Annotated in this window: 14 protein-coding genes; 7 read left to right on the forward strand and 7 right to left on the reverse strand. The window is 56.2% G+C overall.

Going from position 1 to position 18,905, the window contains the following annotated elements; all coding sequences use genetic code 11:
* Positions 1 to 59 precede the first annotated feature (59 nt).
* The 4 genes from AABB92_RS08080 to lrp all read right to left on the reverse strand — a co-directional run bounded on the left by AABB92_RS08080 (position 60) and on the right by lrp (position 6,407).
* Complete coding sequence (locus tag AABB92_RS08080) at positions 60 to 1,403, reverse strand: replication-associated recombination protein A (protein ID WP_031376649.1); 1,344 nt, start codon at positions 1,401 to 1,403, stop codon at positions 60 to 62.
* 7 nt (positions 1,404 to 1,410) lie between these two features.
* The gene (lolA, locus tag AABB92_RS08085; RefSeq protein ID WP_031376650.1) at positions 1,411 to 2,022 is read right to left on the reverse strand and encodes an outer membrane lipoprotein periplasmic chaperone LolA; all 612 of its coding nucleotides are present in this window, start codon (positions 2,020 to 2,022) and stop codon (positions 1,411 to 1,413) included.
* Positions 2,023 to 2,203: 181 nt separating this feature from the next.
* Positions 2,204 to 5,794 carry a DNA translocase FtsK gene (locus AABB92_RS08090; RefSeq protein WP_046288419.1) on the reverse strand — a complete coding sequence of 1,197 codons (3,591 nt, stop codon included), beginning with the start codon at positions 5,792 to 5,794 and terminating at the stop codon, positions 2,204 to 2,206.
* A 118-nt stretch (positions 5,795 to 5,912) separates the two neighbouring features.
* A complete protein-coding gene (gene lrp / locus AABB92_RS08095; RefSeq protein WP_006118610.1) occupies positions 5,913 to 6,407 on the reverse strand; it encodes a leucine-responsive transcriptional regulator Lrp in 495 nt (164 codons plus the stop codon).
* A 522-nt stretch (positions 6,408 to 6,929) separates the two neighbouring features.
* On the opposite strand from lrp, the gene trxB reads away from it, so the two are divergent.
* The 5 genes from trxB (at position 6,930) to infA (ending at position 12,831) form a co-directional block, all read left to right on the forward strand.
* Positions 6,930 to 7,898 carry a thioredoxin-disulfide reductase gene (gene trxB / locus AABB92_RS08100; RefSeq protein WP_031376981.1) on the forward strand — a complete coding sequence of 323 codons (969 nt, stop codon included), beginning with the start codon at positions 6,930 to 6,932 and terminating at the stop codon, positions 7,896 to 7,898.
* A gap of 144 nt (positions 7,899 to 8,042) precedes the next feature.
* Complete coding sequence (cydD, locus tag AABB92_RS08105; protein WP_031376982.1) at positions 8,043 to 9,812, forward strand: heme ABC transporter permease/ATP-binding protein CydD; 1,770 nt, start codon at positions 8,043 to 8,045, stop codon at positions 9,810 to 9,812.
* Positions 9,812 to 11,542 carry a heme ABC transporter ATP-binding protein/permease CydC gene (gene cydC / locus AABB92_RS08110; protein WP_031376983.1) on the forward strand — a complete coding sequence of 577 codons (1,731 nt, stop codon included), beginning with the start codon at positions 9,812 to 9,814 and terminating at the stop codon, positions 11,540 to 11,542. Before cydD ends, cydC begins: the two co-directional genes overlap by 1 nt.
* 32 nt (positions 11,543 to 11,574) lie before the next feature.
* The gene (gene aat / locus AABB92_RS08115) at positions 11,575 to 12,267 is read left to right on the forward strand and encodes a leucyl/phenylalanyl-tRNA--protein transferase (RefSeq protein ID WP_031376984.1); all 693 of its coding nucleotides are present in this window, start codon (positions 11,575 to 11,577) and stop codon (positions 12,265 to 12,267) included.
* Positions 12,268 to 12,612: 345 nt separating this feature from the next.
* The gene (infA, locus tag AABB92_RS08120) at positions 12,613 to 12,831 is read left to right on the forward strand and encodes a translation initiation factor IF-1 (RefSeq protein ID WP_002211347.1); all 219 of its coding nucleotides are present in this window, start codon (positions 12,613 to 12,615) and stop codon (positions 12,829 to 12,831) included.
* Positions 12,832 to 12,917: 86 nt separating this feature from the next.
* On the opposite strand, the gene clpA is transcribed toward infA, so the two are convergent.
* Both clpA and clpS read right to left on the reverse strand, forming a co-directional pair.
* Positions 12,918 to 15,194 (reverse strand): ATP-dependent Clp protease ATP-binding subunit ClpA, encoded by a 2,277-nt coding sequence (clpA, locus tag AABB92_RS08125; protein WP_031376985.1) that lies wholly within the window; start codon positions 15,192 to 15,194, stop codon positions 12,918 to 12,920.
* A gap of 52 nt (positions 15,195 to 15,246) precedes the next feature.
* Positions 15,247 to 15,567, reverse strand: coding sequence for an ATP-dependent Clp protease adapter ClpS (gene clpS / locus AABB92_RS08130; RefSeq protein WP_003849318.1), 321 nt, complete (start codon positions 15,565 to 15,567; stop codon positions 15,247 to 15,249).
* A gap of 316 nt (positions 15,568 to 15,883) precedes the next feature.
* Here clpS and cspD point away from each other — a divergent pair, with 316 nt between their 5' ends.
* Positions 15,884 to 16,108: a cold shock-like protein CspD gene (gene cspD, locus AABB92_RS08135; RefSeq protein WP_046288420.1), complete on the forward strand. Its 225-nt coding sequence runs from the start codon at positions 15,884 to 15,886 to the stop codon at positions 16,106 to 16,108.
* Between the two features lie 75 nt (positions 16,109 to 16,183).
* Here the strand turns inward: cspD and AABB92_RS08140 are convergent, their stop codons facing one another.
* The gene (locus AABB92_RS08140) at positions 16,184 to 17,824 is read right to left on the reverse strand and encodes an ATP-dependent nuclease (protein WP_031376986.1); all 1,641 of its coding nucleotides are present in this window, start codon (positions 17,822 to 17,824) and stop codon (positions 16,184 to 16,186) included.
* A 135-nt stretch (positions 17,825 to 17,959) separates the two neighbouring features.
* Between AABB92_RS08140 and AABB92_RS08145 the strand changes: the two genes are divergently transcribed.
* A complete protein-coding gene (locus tag AABB92_RS08145) occupies positions 17,960 to 18,859 on the forward strand; it encodes a LysO family transporter (RefSeq protein ID WP_031376987.1) in 900 nt (299 codons plus the stop codon).
* The last annotated feature ends 46 nt before the right edge of the window (positions 18,860 to 18,905 follow it).

An 18,905-nucleotide genomic window follows, 5' to 3' on the forward strand; every position in this document is an offset into this window, starting at 1 on the left:
AGGGACGCATTCCAGCGGAATGCGTTGAAAACCTTGACCACATTACCGTAACGTCTGTTTCAGCGGTAGCGTTTTGTCGGGCTATTTTGATCCTGCTCAGCCAGCCAGCTTAGCTTTTCGCCAATCTTACCTTCGAGCCCGCGCTGAGTAGGGACATAATAACGCGCCTGCGCCATTTCAGGCGGAAAGTAGACTTCGCCAGCCGCGTAGGCGTTCGCCTCGTCATGGGCATAACGGTACTCTTTGCCTAAGCCCATCTCTTTCATCAGCCTGGTCGGGGCATTACGCAGATGTTCCGGCACGTCATAATCAGGGTGGTCACGTGCATCGCGCATTGCCGCTTTAAAGGCGGTATAGACTGCGTTGCTTTTCGGTGCGCAGGCCAGATAGACGATTGCCTGGGCAATGGCACGCTCCCCTTCCGCCGGGCCAACGCGGGTAAAACAGTCCCAGGCCGCAATCGCCACCTGCATGCCGCGCGGATCGGCATTGCCGACATCTTCAGAAGCAATCGCCAGCAGACGCCGTGCCACGTACAACGGGTCGCCGCCCGCGGTGATAATGCGTGCGTACCAGTAAAGCGCAGCATCCGGCGCAGAGCCGCGTACCGATTTATGCAGCGCCGAGATCAGATCGTAAAAGCGGTCGCCTTTGTTATCGAAACGTGCCGATCGTTCGCCTGAGACTTCATTCAGCAGTTGCGGTGTCAGTTCACGCTGGCCCGACGCGTTGGTTTCGGCCATGTCGGCCATCATCTCCAGCGTATTCAGCGCCCGTCGGGCATCGCCATTGACCAGTTCAGCGATCATCCGGCGGGTATTCTCTGGCAGCACAATGTCGCTGTCGCCGTAGCCACGCACTTTATCCTGCATCGCCTGATCCAGCACCTGTTCGATATCGTCGTGGGTCAGCGATTTCAGCAGATAGACTCTGGCTCGCGACAGCAACGCCGAGTTCAGCTCAAACGAGGGGTTCTCAGTCGTGGCACCGATAAAGGTGATGGTGCCATCTTCGATGTGCGGTAAAAACGCATCCTGCTGGCTTTTGTTGAAGCGATGAACTTCATCGACGAACAGAATGGTACGTCGCCCGACCTGTTTGCTCTGACGGGCGCGCTCAATGGCTTCACGAATCTCTTTAACGCCGGAGGTTACCGCAGAAATACGCTCCACATCGGCGTTGCCATAGTGCGCGATAATTTCAGCCAGCGTGGTCTTGCCGGTCCCGGGTGGCCCCCACAGAATCATTGAGTGCAGATGGCCTGCTTCAATGGCGCGCGGCAATGGCTTTCCGACACCCAGCAGATGCTGCTGACCAATGTACTGTTTCAACGTTTCTGGCCGCATACGCGCGGCCAGAGGTTTGAAATTTTCAGTGGAAAAATCCAGGGACAGGTTACTCACTGTGACCTCACTGACGTTGATCGTCCACCGTTACGCCTTTTGGCGGAGTGAACGTAAATTTATCCGGGCTGATCGCGCCATTCTGCTGGCTTTTCAGCTGATAATCGCTGCGCTGACCATCCTGTTCAATGGCGCTGAAGCGGTTAATGGTTCCGCCTGGCGTCACCTGAATGGTGAACTGTTTCAGGTTGCCGTCACTGTTTTTTGGCGTCAGTTCGAAGTTGTCCCCTTGCTGTTTAATGTTGTACTGCTTCCAGTCATTAGACTGATTGCGGGCAATCAACATAAATGGGGTGTTGCTGGTCGCATTCTGCAACAGGCTGACGGTCGCCTGTTCAACAAAAGGATTGTAGAACCACAGCGATTTGCCATCGGAAATGATGATGCTTTCATCCGGAGCGGTCATGTGCCAGTTAAACAGGCTGGGACGTTTTACCCACAGCTCGCCTTCACCATCCTGCACGTTGGCACCGCTACTGTCGGTCACTTTTTGGGTAAAGCTGGCGTGGAAGCTGCTGACCTTATTCAGGCGCTGTTGCAGATCACTGGAAGCATCAGCCAGTACGCTGGCTGAAGAAAAGGTGGCCAGCAGGCCAAGAGCAATTACGCGTAATTTCATCTGCTTCAATTCCTTATTTAAACGTTCCCATGAATAGCTGCATTAAGCCTGGTCGCCATTCCGCCATCAGAACAGGAGAATAAACCGAAAGCTCTCTCAGATATGGGGTTAAACCGCGTAAAAACAATGAGCCAGTCAGGACTGGCTCATTGATTAATGTTGCAAAACGTATCGTCAGACGTCACATATCGTGCGGCGGTGGCGACAGCACTTCACGGTTACCATTGTGTCCCGGTGCAGAGACGATGCCCTGCGCTTCCATCTGTTCAATGATACGTGCGGCACGGTTATAGCCGATGCGGAACTGACGCTGAACACCGGAGATAGAGGCGCGTCGTTTGTCGACCACAAAGCCCACCGCCTGGTCAAACAGCGGATCAAGCTCTTCATCACTGTCGATGCCGCCACCGCCTTCGCTCTCTTCACCTGCGGTAATGCTTTCAATGTATTGTGGGCGACCCCGCGCCTTCCAGTCCTGAACCACAGCATGCACTTCCTGATCCCGGACAAACGCGCCGTGAACACGGACTGGCATTGAAGAGTTCGGCGGCATGTAAAGCATGTCACCCATACCGAGCAACGATTCCGCGCCGCCCTGGTCGAGGATAGTACGGGAGTCAATTTTGCTCGACACGGTAAAGGCAATACGCGTCGGGATGTTGGCTTTGATCAGACCGGTAATCACATCTACCGAAGGACGCTGCGTCGCCAGCACCAGGTGGATACCGGCGGCACGGGCTTTCTGCGCCAGTCGGGCAATCAGCTCTTCAACTTTTTTGCCGACCGCCATCATCAGGTCAGCAAACTCATCGACCATCACCACGATATAAGGCAGTTTTTCCAGCACTGGCGGCGTCATATCCATGCTGTCGCCCGGCTTCCAGAACGGATCGGGAATAGGACGGCCCATCGCTTCGGCCTGCTCCACTTTTTCGTTGTAACCCGCCAGGTTACGCACGCCCAGCGCCGACATCAGCTTATAACGACGTTCCATTTCACCGACACTCCAGCGCAGCGCATTGGCGGCGTCTTTCATGTCCGTAACCACTTCGGTCAGCAGATGCGGGATCCCTTCATAGACTGACAGCTCCAGCATTTTCGGGTCGATCATGATGAAGCGGACTTCTTCCGGCGTGGCTTTATACAGCATGCTGATGATCATGGCGTTAACGCCAACTGACTTACCGGAACCGGTGGTACCGGCGACCAGCAGGTGTGGCATTTTCGCCAGATCGGCCACCACCGGCTGGCCCGCAATGTCTTTACCCAGCACCACTGCCAGCGGTGAAGGATTGTCACGGAACTTAGGACAGTCCAGCACTTCACGTAGATAAACCGTCTGACGATGCTTATTCGGTAATTCCAGACCGACATAAGGTTTACCCGGGATCACTTCCACTACGCGTACCGCAACAGTGGAGAGTGAACGGGCCAGGTCCCGCGACAGGTTGGAGATACGCGCAGCTTTAACGCCCGGCGCTAAGTCCAGTTCGAAGCGGGTAATCACCGGACCAGGTGAGATGCCAACCACTTCGGCTTTCACCCGGTAATCGCCTAAGCGCGACTCAACCAGCCGGGCTGTCTGTTCCAGAGAGAACATATCGACCGGCTCTTCCTCTTCTGGCGGTGCGGTCAGCAGATCCAGCGAAGGCAGAGGAGTAGACGGTTTTTCCAGCGGCTGTTCATGACGCATCAGGAACGGATGGATCAGGCTTTCATGCAGCGTCGGCTTAACCTCTTCAACCGGCGCGGCAGCAGGCGAAGTATACGCGGCTGCCTGTGGTGCCGCAGGTGAAGCGGTGTGCTGCTGCGTTGCGGCAGGTGCCGTATAGGCAGACTGCTGTGGCGCGGCTGGCGTTGGCGTCTGTTCGGCTGCCGGTGAGGCAGAGTACGGCGACGGCGTCGCAGACGATGCGGTATAGGCAGACTGCTCTGACGCAGCTGGCGCAAAAGCGGTCGGTGCCGGCACCTGTGCGGCAGCCTGAGGTGTTGAAACTTCACGCGTCTGTTGCCATGGCTCATGCGAGGCCGCAGGGGCTTCCGGTTCCGGCGTGGCGGCTATCGTAAACAGCGGCTCGACCGGACCCTCGTCGACCAGATCTTTCATCGGTGAGAAGTCAAAAGCGGACGCCGTATCCAGATTAAATAGCGGGGCCTCTTTTTTCACTTCCGGCTCATAACGCTGCTGTTGCTGTTCGGCGAACTGGCGAGCCAGCGCGGCCTGCTGCTGCGCTTCCTGCTCATCTTCGTCATCCTGCTGCCAGCCAGTGCCATAACGCTGCTGCTGTTCAGACTGGAATGCCTGACGCAGTTCAGCCTGTTGCATCGCCTCTTCCGCTTCCGCTTCGACAGGTGCAGCCGAAACACTCTCTTCGGTTTTCGCCTTCTCTTCCGCCATGCGCTGAGAAGGCAATTTAATGCCATACGAGGCCAGCTCACGTCGGGTTGGCAGTTTTACCGGATTAGGACGCGGCAGTGCCGGACCAATGCCCTGCTTAACCTGCGGATTGAGGTTGGTTTCAGGCGCCAGATCGAATACCGGTGCGGTGCGCGCCGCCTGGGCAGTCGTGGCAGCCGCTGCTACGGCTGCGGTCGGTGCGGCAGGCATCGATGGCGTATCACGCCAGTTACCCATCTTAGGCTCATCATCGTCATAGGCGCTGAACGACGGCGAAGCAGACGCTTCATCCGGCATCTCAAAACGGTATAACGGCGGATTCTCCGCTGGCGCGTTATGCGCAGGCGTACTGGCTGCGGCAAACGCTGACTCAGTGGCGTGGTTGGCTGCCGGTGCCGCGGTCGGCGGTGCCGTAAAGGCCGGGGCTGCTGCTGGCTGCGAGACAGGCGCTGAAGTTGCCGGCGTATGCGGTACAGCGGATGGCGGCACCGAGGCTGCGGATGTCGCTGGCGCAGACGCTGGGGCGATCGCCCCTTCTGCCGCTTGCGTGGTGGCCGCTACGGCTGCACTGGTTGCGGCAGCGGCTTTCGCCAGCAGCGGATCCTGCTGAGAAAGCTCCACCCCGGCAGCCGCACTGCGCGGTGCAGAAAGCAGCACATCGTCCTCATCGTCAGGGTTAGCGGCACGCAGCAGCGGCGCGTCAACTTGCTCACGCGCTTCCGGCTCATCCTCTTCTTCCTGCCAGGGCTCATCGTGACGGGAACGGTTGCTGGCAAACGTCAGCACACCCATCACCACGCCACCGATTTTTTCGGCGATAGTCAGCCACGACCAGCCGGTATAGAGCGTAATGCCCGCCGCCCAGACGCAGAGTAAGGTCAGCGTGCCGCCAGCCGGACTAAACCAGGGGGCAATCGCATTACTCACCAGACTGCCGATAACGCCGCCTGAGGCGAAGTACCAGATGTCGTCCGCATTCAGCGCCGCCATGCCGCAGGTGGTAACCACCAGCGCCAGCACGCCGATCAGACGTAAGCCAACAGCGAAATAGTCAAAATAGTCCTGGTTATCACGTTGACGAAACGCAATCCAGCACAGGCCGAGGATCACCGGAGGAATGGCGTACGCCATCACACCAAAGATGAAAAGTAAGGTGTCAGCCAGCCAGGCGCCAACGCTGCCGCCAATATTGTGAATAGGTTCATGCCAGGCCGTTTGCGACCAGCTCGGGTCGGAAGGGTTAAAACTGACCAGAGAAACCATCAGGTAGATGGCAAAAAGCGCCACCAGGATGAGCAACGCTTCCAGCAGACGACGTCCACTGCTCAGCGATTGTAACGAAACGTCTTTATCTTCTGTGTATTCCTGGCTCAAGAGAACTCTCCAGGTGCCTGTAAAGTAAGAAGCAACAGCGTCGGGCTGGCCCGACGCTGGTCCTGTATGAATTCACAGGAGTGTACCGAAATCTCACAGGTTTTGCACCTGCCCCGCATTAGCGAGTTTTGATCACCAGCCGATTGCTCTGTTTAACCTCTTCCATCACCACGTAAGTCCGCGTGTCGTTTACGCCCGGCAGGCGCAGCAGGGTTTCACCCAGCAGTTTACGGTAAGCGGACATATCAGGTACGCGCGTTTTCAGCAGGTAGTCGAAATCGCCAGAAACGAGGTGACACTCTTGAGTTTCCTCAAGTTTTTGTACAGCGGCGTTAAATTGCTCAAACACATCGGGCGCGCCACGATTCAGAGTAATCTCAACAAACACCAGCAGTGAAGCATCAAGATAATGTGGGTTTAACTGCGCGGTATAGCCAAGGATGAAACCCTGGCGTTCGAGACGACGCACACGCTCAAGACATGGCGTAGGCGATAATCCTACGCGTTTGGAAAGTTCCACGTTTGAAATGCGACCATCTTTCTGAAGTTCATTCAGAATATTCCTGTCAATTCTGTCGAGGTCTTTCCCGGGGCGTTTCTTATTGTCTACCATTATTATTGTCTCTCTTAATTCCTTCCCTTTACCTGCCACGCCCTGAAAACGCTCATTGTTCGGGGCATTTCTGAAGTGAACTAACCGAGCCTGTGCGCTTTCACACTCATCCGTATGACGCATGTTGTCTGTCCACATCATGCGTCATTACCAATATCAGGCTGCATTTATTCGGAGTTGTGTGCAAAACAGGAGAGGAAACCCTGTTTTGTTCCGATTAATGTTATTCGCTTCTGATAATGTTTTCGCAAAAGCGCAGGCGATTGTCAAAGTAAAATGTCCAAATTCAGTACAAGATGCCAGACAGACCGCTGGGTATCTGTTTTTAAATGAGTATTTTTGAACTGCTGCACCAGCAAAAACCGATTTTTGCCCCCTTTTGGCGCAGCCGGCAGGCAAAAAGCCGACTCATCGTCTACGCCGTTTGCAGCTATCGTTAACAAAATTGCCTAAGCCTTGTCTTTGCCGCCGGATATTCCCTACAATCGCAGGCTATGTCAGCCGAATGAAACTGAGGAACGCATGAGTACGGCCAAACACAGTAAGTTACTCATTCTGGGCTCCGGTCCAGCGGGTTATACCGCAGCCGTTTATGCTGCACGCGCCAACCTGAATCCGGTATTAATCACCGGTCTGGAAAAAGGCGGACAGCTGACCACCACCACCGAGGTGGAAAACTGGCCGGGCGACCCGCACGATCTGACAGGTCCATCGCTGATGGAACGCATGCATGAGCACGCCGAAAAATTCAATACTGAGATCATTTTCGACCATATCCACACGGTCGATCTGCAGAACCGTCCGTTCCGCCTGACCGGTGACAGCGGCGAGTACACTGCCGATGCACTGATCATCGCGACCGGCGCATCTGCCCGTTACCTGGGCCTGCCGTCGGAAGAGGCGTTTAAAGGCAAAGGTGTTTCCGCCTGTGCCACCTGCGACGGCTTCTTCTATCGCAATCAAAAAGTGGCGGTGATCGGCGGCGGTAACACCGCGGTTGAAGAGGCGCTTTACCTCGCTAACATCGCGGCGGAAGTGCATCTGATCCATCGTCGTGACAGTTTCCGTGCAGAGAAGATCCTGATTGATCGCCTGATGGAAAAAGTCCGCAACGGCAATATCGTGCTGCACACCCATCGTACGCTGGAAGAAGTGGTGGGCGATCAGATGGGTGTTACCGGCCTGACTTTACGCTCAACCCTGCACAGTGAAGAGACCGAAACGCTGGACGTCGCCGGTCTGTTTGTAGCGATCGGCCACAGCCCGAATACGGCCATCTTTGACGGTCAGCTTGAGCTGGAAAATGGCTACATCAAAGTCCAGTCTGGCCTGCACGGTAATGCGACCCAGACCAGCATTCCTGGGGTGTTCGCCGCGGGTGATGTCATGGACCACATCTATCGCCAGGCCATTACTTCGGCCGGCACCGGCTGTATGGCTGCGTTAGATGCTGAACGTTTTCTTGACGGGCTGGTTAAAAACGATAAGTAAGTTGTTAACCCTCTGATCTCAAATGTTCCGGGCGACTGTTTTTCAGTCGCCTTTTTTATTGCCCGCATGCTAGATTCTTGCGCCTGGACGGGATGAAAATGCCCCATTATTTTCATCGCTCATCGGCTCAACGCATGGTCTCGCATGGACAAAACCCGGCAGCAGCACCTCACCCGCTGGCTACGTCAGCAACGTCATTTCGCCGGTCGCTGGTTGCGACTGAGCACGCTGCTGGGCGTGGTTAGCGCACTGTTAATCATTGTTCAGGCCGCACTGCTGGCTTCGCTGCTGCAGGCACTGATTATTGAACAGCAACCACGTGCAGCACTGGCTGGCAAGATGCTGCTGCTATTGCTCTGCTTCGTGCTGCGCGCTGCGATCAATTATGCCCGCGAGCGGGTCGGCTACCGTGCCGGTCAGGCTATTCGTCAGGCATTACGTAAGCAGGTGCTGGATCGTTTATCAGCGCTCGGTCCGGCATGGATTCAGGGCAAGCCCGCCGGCAGCTGGGCCACCCTGCTGCTCGAGCAAATCGAAGAGATGCAGGACTATTATGCTCGCTACCTGCCGCAAATGACGCTGGCCGTGCTGATCCCCTGCTGCATCCTGCTGGCGATCTTTCCGCTTAACTGGACAGCGGGTCTGATTCTGTTCGCGACCGCGCCGCTGATTCCGCTGTTTATGGCGTTAGTCGGGATGGGCGCAGCCGAAGCAAACCGTCGCAACTTTCTGGTACTGGCGCGCCTGAGCGGTAATTTCCTTGATCGTTTACGCGGCCGCGAAACGCTGCGGCTGTTTCACCGTGGCGCGGCTGAGCAACAGGCGGTAGCGGTGGCCACTACTGACTTCCGTCAGCGCACCATGGAAGTGCTCCGTCTGGCGTTTCTCTCTTCGGCGGTGCTGGAATTCTTCGCCTCGTTAGCGATTGCCGTCGTGGCGGTTTATTTTGGTTTTTCTTATCTCGGCGAACTGCACTTCGGGGATTACAGTCAGGGCGTCACCCTGTTTGCTGGTTTCCTGGTATTGATTCTCGCGCCTGAATTCTTCCAGCCACTGCGCGATTTAGGGGCGTTTTATCATGCAAAAGCGCAGGCCGTCGGCGGTGCCGATGCGCTCGAACAGTTCATGCAGGGCAGCCCAACCAGCGGCCCGTCGCAGGGTGACACGCCGTTTACTGCCACTGGCCCGCTCGATCTCGCCGCAGTCGATCTGTTGATCTGTGCACCCGATGGTCAGCCGCTGTGTGGCCCGCTTAACTTTACTCTGGCGCCAGGCGAACGCGTCGCGCTGGTCGGTCAAAGCGGTGCCGGCAAAACGGCCCTGATGAACGCCCTGCTGGGTTTTCTGCCCTATCAGGGCTCGCTGAAGGCAAACGGGGTTGAAATCCGTGACATTCGCCGTACTGACTGGCATCAGCAGCTCAGTTGGGTTGGGCAGAATCCTCAGTTACCGGCCGCCACGCTGCGCGACAATATTGTGATGAACGCCAGCTGGGACGCCGCACGCTTTGCTGCGGTGCTCGAAACCAGTGGCGTTAACGAATTCCTGCCACGGCTGCCGCAGGGGATTGAGACACAGCCCGGCGATGGCGGTAACCAGCTGTCGGTCGGCCAGGCACAGCGCGTTGCGGTTGCGCGCGCGCTTTATAAACCCTCGCATTTATTATTGCTGGATGAACCGGCAGCCAGTCTGGATGCGCTCAGCGAACGTCATGTGATGCAGGCGCTGAATCAGGCGGCCAGCCAACAGACCACGCTGATGATTACCCATCAGCTTGATGCATTAAGCGACGGGCAGACGCTGTGGGTGATGGAGGCCGGCAAACTGGTGCAACAGGGTGACTGGCAGACGCTGTCGCAACAAGCGGGGCCGTTCAATCAGATGCTGAAACACCGTCAACAGGAGATTGGCTGATGTCCGCTTTACGTCCGTTCCTGCGCCTCTGGCTGCGTCACCCTTTTCGCCTGGCGCTGGGAGTAATGCTGGCGATTCTCACTTTACTGGCCAGCATCGGCTTGCTGACGCTTTCCGGTTGGTTCCTTGCCGCCTCCTCAGTAGCCGGCGTGGCCGGACTTTACAGTTTCAACTATATGCTGCCTGCTGCTGGCGTTCGCGGCGCAGCCATCATCCGCACCGCTGCCCGCTATGCTGAACGGCTGGTCAGCCACGATGCGACCTTCCGCGTATTGCAGCATCTGCGAGTGCATACCTTCAGCCGCCTGATTGCGCTTTCACCGGGCCAACTATCGCGTTTTCGCCAGGCCGATCTGCTCAACCGTTTTGTTGCAGACGTCGATACGCTCGATCATCTCTATCTGCGGGTCATTTCTCCGCTGGCAGGCGCGTTGGTGGTGACGATGGTGGTCACCCTCGGCCTGAGTTTTATCGATCTTCAGCTCGGACTGACGCTGGGCGCTATCATGCTGGGCACCCTGATTATCCTGCCGGCGCTGTTTTATCGTCTTGGCTCGCCAGCCGGAGTAGCCATTGCCGATGGCCGGGCCCGCTGGCGCACCCAGCTGATGCACTGGCTGGCCGGTCAGGCAGAACTTACCCTGTATGGCGCTTCACAGGCGTGGCGTAAACAGCTCGATGAGCAGGAACAGCACTGGCTTCAGGCGCAGCGCCAGCAGCTACGTTTACAGGCTGCCGCGCAGAGTCTGCTGTTGCTGATCAGCGGCCTGACGGTGACCTCGCTACTGTGGCTGAGTGCAGGCAGCATCAGCGAACAGCAGTTACCCGGCTCGCTGATCGCACTGGTGGTTTTTTGTGCGCTGGCGGCATTTGAAGCGCTGGCGCCGGTTGCCACGGCTTTTCTGCCGATGTCACAGGTGATCACCTCGGCGCAGCGGGTTAATGACATTATCGATCAGGTCCCGGCCATCACCTTCCCGACGCAGGGTCGCGCCCGGACCGGTAGCCTGGCGGTAGAGATTGATCGGCTCGATTTCAGCTATCCCGATCGTCCGGATAAGGTACTCAATCAGCTCTCGCTGCAGGTTAACCCGGGTGAACGCATTGCGCTGCTCGGTCCTACCGGCTGTGGGAAGTCGACCTTACTGGCGCTGCTGACCCGTGCCTGGGAGTGCCAGCCTGGCACAATCAGCCTGAACGATCTGCCGATCGCCTCCTGGCCGGAATCGGAACTGCGCCAGCGTATCAGCGTGGTGACTCAGCGGGTTCATCTGTTCAGTCAGAGCCTGCGTGATAACCTGCTGCTGGCCTGCCCTGCCGCCAGCGATGAAACATTACGTCAGGTACTGATCGATACCGGCCTGCAGCGCCTGCTGGAGACGCCGGAGGGTTTAAACGCCTGGCTGGGCGAAGGTGGTCGCCCACTGTCGGGTGGTGAACTACGACGCCTGGCGATTGCCCGGGCGGCGCTGCATGATGGCGATCTCTGGCTGCTGGATGAACCCACCGAAGGGCTGGATGCCACCACTGAGCAGCACATTCTCAGCCTGCTACAGCGGCTTACCATCGGCAAAACGGTGATGATGGTGACTCATCGCCTGAGCGGACTGGAGCAAATGGACCGCATTTGTGTGATGGATAACGGTGTGATTGTCGAGCAAGGCAGCCATGCCGAATTAATCTCAAAAGCGGGCCGCTACTGGCGTTTCCGGCAGCGGATTGCGCTATAGTCTAGCGACATGCTGATGAGTAGAACAACGCAATGAGACTGGTACAACTGTCACGGGAATCTCTGCAATTTCCGCCACCGGAGATGGCCCTGCGCGAGCCGAATGGCTTGCTGGCGATGGGCGGCGATCTTTCCCCTGCACGCTTACTTAACGCTTATCAGCACGGCATTTTCCCCTGGTTTTCACCCGGCGATCCGATTCTCTGGTGGTCACCCGATCCACGCGCGGTACTGTTGCCGGAACATTTTCACCTTAGCCGCAGTATGAAGCGTTTTCATCAGCGCTCGCCTTATCGCGTGACAATGAACGAGGCTTTTGCTGAGGTGATTGACGGCTGCGCCACGGGTCGTGAAGAAGGAACCTGGATTACCTTTGAGGTCAAACGTGCGTGGCTGAGGCTGTATGAATCCGGTCATGCGCATTCGATTGAGGTCTGGGATGAGCACAAGCTGGTAGGCGGAATGTATGGCCTGGCGCTGGGCCAAATCTTTTGCGGTGAATCGATGTTCAGTCGTCAGGAGAACGCGTCAAAAACCGCACTTTTGGTTTTCTGTCAGCATTTCATCAAACATCAGGGCCGACTGGTGGATTGTCAGGTACTTAACCCGCATACGGCTTCACTGGGCGCGCTGGAAATCCCGCGTGCTGACTATCTGCAATATGTACAAAGCCTTGCGTGGCAACCGGTCAGCGACGGATGCTGGCGAACACAAACCCTTTTTTAGCCGCGCGCAGATGTTTTGCACACATAAAGGCGTATAAGTGATATAATAGTCGAGTTTGGTATGTCGTCCGCGCTTAGTTTTTACAAGCCGGAATTGCCAGGCTGGGAATCTCAACGCACTCTCGGAACTGTTTCAATCGTGCGCGTGTAACCGGTTGATACAGATTCTTAGCCCGCTAATCCCCCGCAGACGTCACATAAACACCCGAATTTTTCCGTAATGCTCGCGTTATGACGCGAAGCACGGCAAAGCGTTGGCAAAATCGCCGACGGTTCTTTACATAAATCGTTGAATTGGGCATTATCTTGCCGGTTCAACTGAAAGGTAGTACACCCAGAGGATTCGATGGCCAAAGAAGACAATATTGAAATGCAAGGTACCGTACTGGATACGTTACCTAACACCATGTTCCGCGTAGAACTTGAGAACGGACACGTGGTTACCGCTCATATCTCCGGTAAAATGCGCAAAAACTACATCCGCATCCTGACGGGCGACAAAGTCACAGTCGAGTTGACCCCGTACGACCTGAGCAAAGGCCGCATTGTCTTCCGTAGTCGCTAAGCTGCGATAGTCTCGCGGCACCAGAAATGCAGCGAAAAAAAAGGCCGGATGAGAATCCGGCCTTTTTCATATCTGGCTGCCGTCAATCAGTGCACGGTGCCTTCTGTTTTGCGTTTCTCTGCGCTGAGGAAGTGATAGGTCAGCTGACCTTTTTCACGATCCAGCGCCACCGAGACTGAGCCGCCATCCACCAGCGAACCAAACAGCAGTTCATTGGCTAACGGTTTTTTCAGGCTTTCCTGTACGGTGCGTGCCATCGGACGGGCCCCCATCGCTTTGTCATAGCCCTTCTCAGCCAGCCAGTCACGTGCTTCATCACTGACTTCCAGCGATACCCCTTTCGCATCCAGCTGCGCCTGCAACTCGACAATAAACTTGTCGACCACCTGATGAATCACCTCTGGTGACAGGTGACTGAACCAAATGATGTTGTCCAGACGGTTGCGGAACTCTGGCGTAAAGATCTTCTTGATCTCTTCCATCGCATCGGTGCTGTTGTCCTGATGAATCAGGCCGATAGATTTACGTTCGGTTTCACGTACCCCGGCGTTGGTGGTCATCACCAGCACCACGTTACGGAAGTCCGCTTTGCGACCGTTGTTATCGGTCAGCATACCGTTATCCATCACCTGCAGCAGCAGGTTGAACACGTCAGGGTGCGCTTTCTCAATCTCATCCAGCAGTACCACCGCATGAGGATGTTTGATCACCGCATCCGTCAGCAGGCCGCCCTGATCAAAGCCAACATAACCCGGAGGCGCACCAATCAGACGACTGACGGTGTGACGCTCCATGTACTCGGACATATCAAAGCGCAGCAGTTCAATGCCCAGCGCTTTCGCCAGTTGTACCGTGACTTCGGTTTTACCGACACCGGTCGGTCCGGCGAACAGGAACGAGCCGACGGGTTTACGATCCTGACCCAATCCTGCCCGGCTCATTTTGATCGCTTCCGTCAGTGCCTCAATGGCATTGTCCTGTCCAAACACCAGCATTTTCAGGCGGTCGCCGAGATTTTTCAGCGTATCGCGATCGGTTGCCGAGACGCTTTGCTCCGGAATACGGGCAATGCGTGCGACCACGGTTTCAATGTCAGCCACGTTAACGGTTTTCTTGCGCTTACTGGCTGGCATCAGGCGCGCACGCGCACCGGCCTCATCGATCACGTCAATTGCCTTATCTGGCAGATGACGGTCGTTGATGTATTTCACCGCCAGCTCCACCGCCGCACGTACCGCTTTCGCGGTGTAACGCACATCGTGGTGCGCTTCGTACTTGGTTTTCAGGCCATTCAGGATCTGCACGGTTTCATCAACAGAGGGCTCCGTGATATCGATCTTCTGGAAGCGACGCGCCAGGGCACGGTCTTTTTCGAAGATGTTGCTGAACTCCTGATAGGTGGTGGAACCCATTACCCGGATTTTCCCGCTCGAAAGCAGCGGTTTAATCAGGTTAGCGGCATCAACCTGGCCGCCCGAGGCGGCACCTGCACCGATGATGGTATGGATTTCATCGATAAACAGAATGCTGCTCTCATCCTGCTCGAGTTGCTTCAGCAGCGCTTTGAAACGTTTCTCAAAGTCACCGCGGTATTTGGTGCCGGCTAACAGCGAACCAATATCCAGCGAGTAGATGGTGCAGTCTTTCATCACTTCCGGCACGTCGCCCTGCTCGATACGCCAGGCAAGCCCTTCCGCTATGGCGGTTTTCCCGACGCCCGATTCCCCCACCAGCAGTGGGTTATTTTTACGGCGACGGCACAGTACCTGGATAGTACGCTCCAGCTCTTTATCGCGACCGATCAGTGGATCGATGCCACCGACGCGAGCAAGCTGATTGAGATTGGTGGTGAAGTTTTCCATACGATCCTCCCCGCCTGCTTGCTCTTCGTTAACCGGATTTTCTGCGCCAGGCGCCTGGCCAGGCTCATCTTTACGCGTACCGTGTGAAATAAAGTTCACCACATCAAGGCGGCTGACTTCATGTTTACGCAACAGATAAGCGGCCTGCGACTCCTGCTCGCTGAAGATAGCGACCAGCACGTTCGCACCGGAAACTTCGCTGCGACCGGATGACTGGACATGGAAAACCGCACGCTGTAATACGCGCTGGAAGCTGAGCGTCGGTTGTGTATCGCGCTCCTCCTCACTGGCAGGTAAAACGGGTGTGGTTTGTTCGATGAAGGCTTCGAGTTCCTGCCGCAGAGCCACAATGTCCACCGTACAGGCTTCCAATGCCTCTCTGGCCGACGGGTTACTGAGCAATGCCAGTAACAGATGCTCGACGGTCATAAACTCATGACGGTGCTCACGCGCTCTGGCGAAAGCCATATTTAAACTGAGTTCCAGTTCTTGATTGAGCATTAGGCACCTCCCCCAATTATCGCTCTGACCTGTTTCCTATATGGAGACGGGATCAGGCTTTTTCCAGCGTACACAGCAACGGATGATGGTTTTCCCGCGCATAATTGTTCACCTGGGCCGCTTTAGTCTCGGCGACTTCTGCGGTAAATACACCACAGATCGCCTTGCCGTGGTAGTGAACTTTCAACATCAGTTGCGTTGCACGTTCAACATCATAAGAAAAGAACTTTTGTACAACGTCAATAACAAATTCCATAGGTGTATAATCGTCATTATTCAGAATGACTTTATACATTGAAGGCGGCTTTAACCCTTCGCGTACTTTGTCTTCGGCCAGATGTTCAAAGTTAAGCCAGTCGTTTGTGTTTGCCATAGTGTTCCGTTGAGATTTCGCCCATCGCATTTAAGCGGCTACATGTTGAGAGTTTAACATGCCTGTCAAGCCACTGGCCGCTGATGAAAATTTATTCAGAAATTCCCACCCGCGACCTGTATCACAAAATTCGCAATAGCGTTAACTGCCTCAAATTTTGATGATTTTTTCCCCACCGAGCCCGGGGGTTTGCTTGACGCCAGCGGCCATTTCTCTACATTCTACTTGCACAAGCTGATTGAGTTTTAATCAAACTCGACTCACAGCTTCAATGACCTCACCTACTTATAAAATGTCTTGCGAGGGAAGTAAAAGCATGGAGACGGGTACAGTTAAATGGTTCAATAACGCCAAAGGCTTTGGCTTTATCTGTCCAGTTGGCGGTGGCGAAGACATCTTTGCCCACTACTCAACGATTCAGATGGATGGTTACAGAACGCTGAAAGCTGGCCAGCAAGTTCAGTTTGATGTCCACGAAGGTCCGAAAGGCAATCACGCCAGTCTGATCGTGCCGGTAGCAGAAGTGCAGGCCGTTGCCTGACATCTGCTTCCCCCTACTGAACACTCCCCTAAAAATGCCAGCCACCGACGCTGGCATTTTTCTTGTGGCCCGCGTTTAATCCGCCTTACCCTGCGCCAGCCCGATGACCCGGGCGAACATCTCGCGCATTAACAGCGGAATGGCATCCTGACCGCGTTCCGCCGCTGAGGTAGCCACTGCGATCGCCAGCTCAGGCTTCGAGCTCTGGTGAATCGCCCTGGTAATAATACGCCTGGCACTCATCCTCACGTTTAACGGCAGGTGCGCCATCTGCAGATAAACATCGCGAAAGCCCTGCTGGAAGAGGAAGTTTTCGATATCCAGCGCCGGCAGTTGTGTCAGATGCTGCTGCTCGCTATCGTGCGGCTGCAGCTGGCTGCGGGCGGCGGTGGCATATTTGTTGCCCGCCTCATCTCCGTCCGTCAGAACATGCCAGGCGATGCCCATCCGGCGGGCAAATTTCAGCAGTGGTTTGAGGCCGGACTGGGCAAACTCAATCACTTTTACCCCTTCGGCGGCAAAACTGTAGCCGCACTGCTGCGCCAGCTCATTGATGATCCAGACTTCGGTTTCACCCTCAACTAATAGCCAGCAACGGGCAAACAGCGCCACCGGTCGGTTGACGCGAATATGAAAGCCAATGCGGCGACTCTCTTCCGCGCTCAGGCCTTCCGGGCCGATGCGCCACGCCGCGACCCGTGACGGTTCACGCACCAGTCGGCAGACATTCTCAACCGGCACCTGCGACAACAGCTCCGCCGAGTTGGTGGTGGCAATTTTTTGCAGCGGCAGCAGCGACAGCATATTCCACGCCACCGACAGCATGATTGGATGCAGGCGGGTTTCCGGATCTTCAATCAGTAACAATGGACGGGCGTCAGGCGCCAGCGGCAGATCGCCCCGCGCCTGAATCAGCAGCGTAAACATCTGCAGCAGAATCAGTTGCCGGCTGCGCGAATCATTGCCAGCGATCAACTGATTAAGCTGATCCAGCGCCTGCCATCCCCGATCGCCATGACGCTGTTGCGGATCGACCCGCCGGGCAACCGCGGCGGCTGGCTGCTGTACCAGAAAGTAATGCTCCATCAGTTGCTGCAGGGTTTTCAATCCCTGCCGCAAGACTTCATCACTCAGTTGCTGCGGGTGCCGTTCAAGATCGCGTGCCAGATCTTCCATTCCAGCCATCAGCTGAGGATGCAGGATCGGATCGTCCGGCGGCAGCTCATGCCGGGATCGTTTACTGAAACGCGCATCGCGCAGTCGCAATACCGGATGCCGTTGCAGCAGGCGTGCAATGGCCGCCGCGCAGTTCTCCTGTGTCAGCGGCTGAAGCTGGCGGTCGACAAAGCGCCGACTGGCACTGACCCCCTGCTGACGCCAGGTGGCACGCACGCTGTAATAGAGCCAGCGCGCGCCCTGTGCGTCACGCTGCCAGAACGGTGCCAGCAGCGCATCATCAGCGCTGCCATCATCGCGAAAGTGAAACACCACCGAGAGACGACGCATCGAATCCGTGACATCGCCCGGCGTAAAATGAAAGTCAGCCGGGGTAAAAACATACTCATCGTGATGCGGTGACAGCAGTAAACTCAGCGCATCAAGCAGGCTGGATTTACCCCAGGCATTCTCACCAATCAGCAGGTTGGTCTGGGTTAAAGGCAGGGAAAGCTGGTTGATGCCGCGAAAACCGCGAATGTCGATATGTTCCAGAATCATAGGGTTCCATCCTCTTGCTAAACGAAGCAGGGTTGCCGGACACCGACTGGTCAGGTCACGCGCGGCCGAGGGTTTACTCTACCGCGCTTTTTCGTTAGCGTGTCGCCACTTACTGCATGGATGGCCTTATTTTTTATGTACTCCGGACTTCTGATTATCCTGCTGCCGCTGATTACGGGCTGGCTGTTACCGTTCCGTCAAACCACCGTGCTGCGTCAGGTCAATCGCCTGCTGGGCTGGATGGTCTACGTGATCCTGTTCTTCATGGGCATCAGCCTGGCGTTTCTTGATAACCTCAGCAGCAATCTGGTTACCGTGTTTCACACCGCGCTGGTGACCGCGCTGTGCATCCTGTTATGTAACCTGCTGGCGCTGCGCTGGCTGGAGAAGCGCGTGCCCTGGCAGCACAGCCATAAACAGGAAAAATTACCTTCACGGCTGCACATGGCGCTGGATTCACTCAAGCTGTGCGGCGTAGTGGTGATCGGGTTTGTGCTCGGCCTGACCCAATGGCCGTTACTGCATTATGCCGCTACCGCCAGTGAATATGCGCTGATTTTCCTGCTGTTTCTGGTTGGCATTCAGCTTCGTGGCAGCGGGATGACGCTGCGTCAGATCATTCTCAACCGACGGGGAATGTTGGTGGCCAGCGTGGTACTGGTCAGCGCGCTGGTCGGCGGAATGATCGCAGCGCTGGCGCTGGGCCTGCCGCTAAAAACCGGTCTGGCGTTAGCGAGCGGATTCGGCTGGTACTCGCTCTCAGGTATTCTGCTCACCGAAGCGTTTGGCCCGGTGCTCGGCAGCGCCGCTTTCTTCAACGATCTGCTGCGCGAGCTGGTGGCGATTATGCTGATCCCGGCGCTCATCGCCCGCCATCGCTGCAGCGCCTTAGGCTTATGTGGTGCCACCTCAATGGACTTTACCCTGCCGGTGCTGCAGCGGGCCGGTGGCAATGAGATCGTGCCCGCCGCCATTGTGCACGGCTTTGTCATGAGCCTGCTGGCTCCGATTCTGATCGCCCTGTTCTCGGCCTGACCGGCGCGGGCAGCCTCCAGCGCATTTTTTCACGGCTGCTTTTCTG

This window comes from Pantoea brenneri, assembly GCF_038594305.1.
GTDB classification, from domain to species: Bacteria; Pseudomonadota; Gammaproteobacteria; order Enterobacterales; family Enterobacteriaceae; genus Pantoea; species Pantoea brenneri.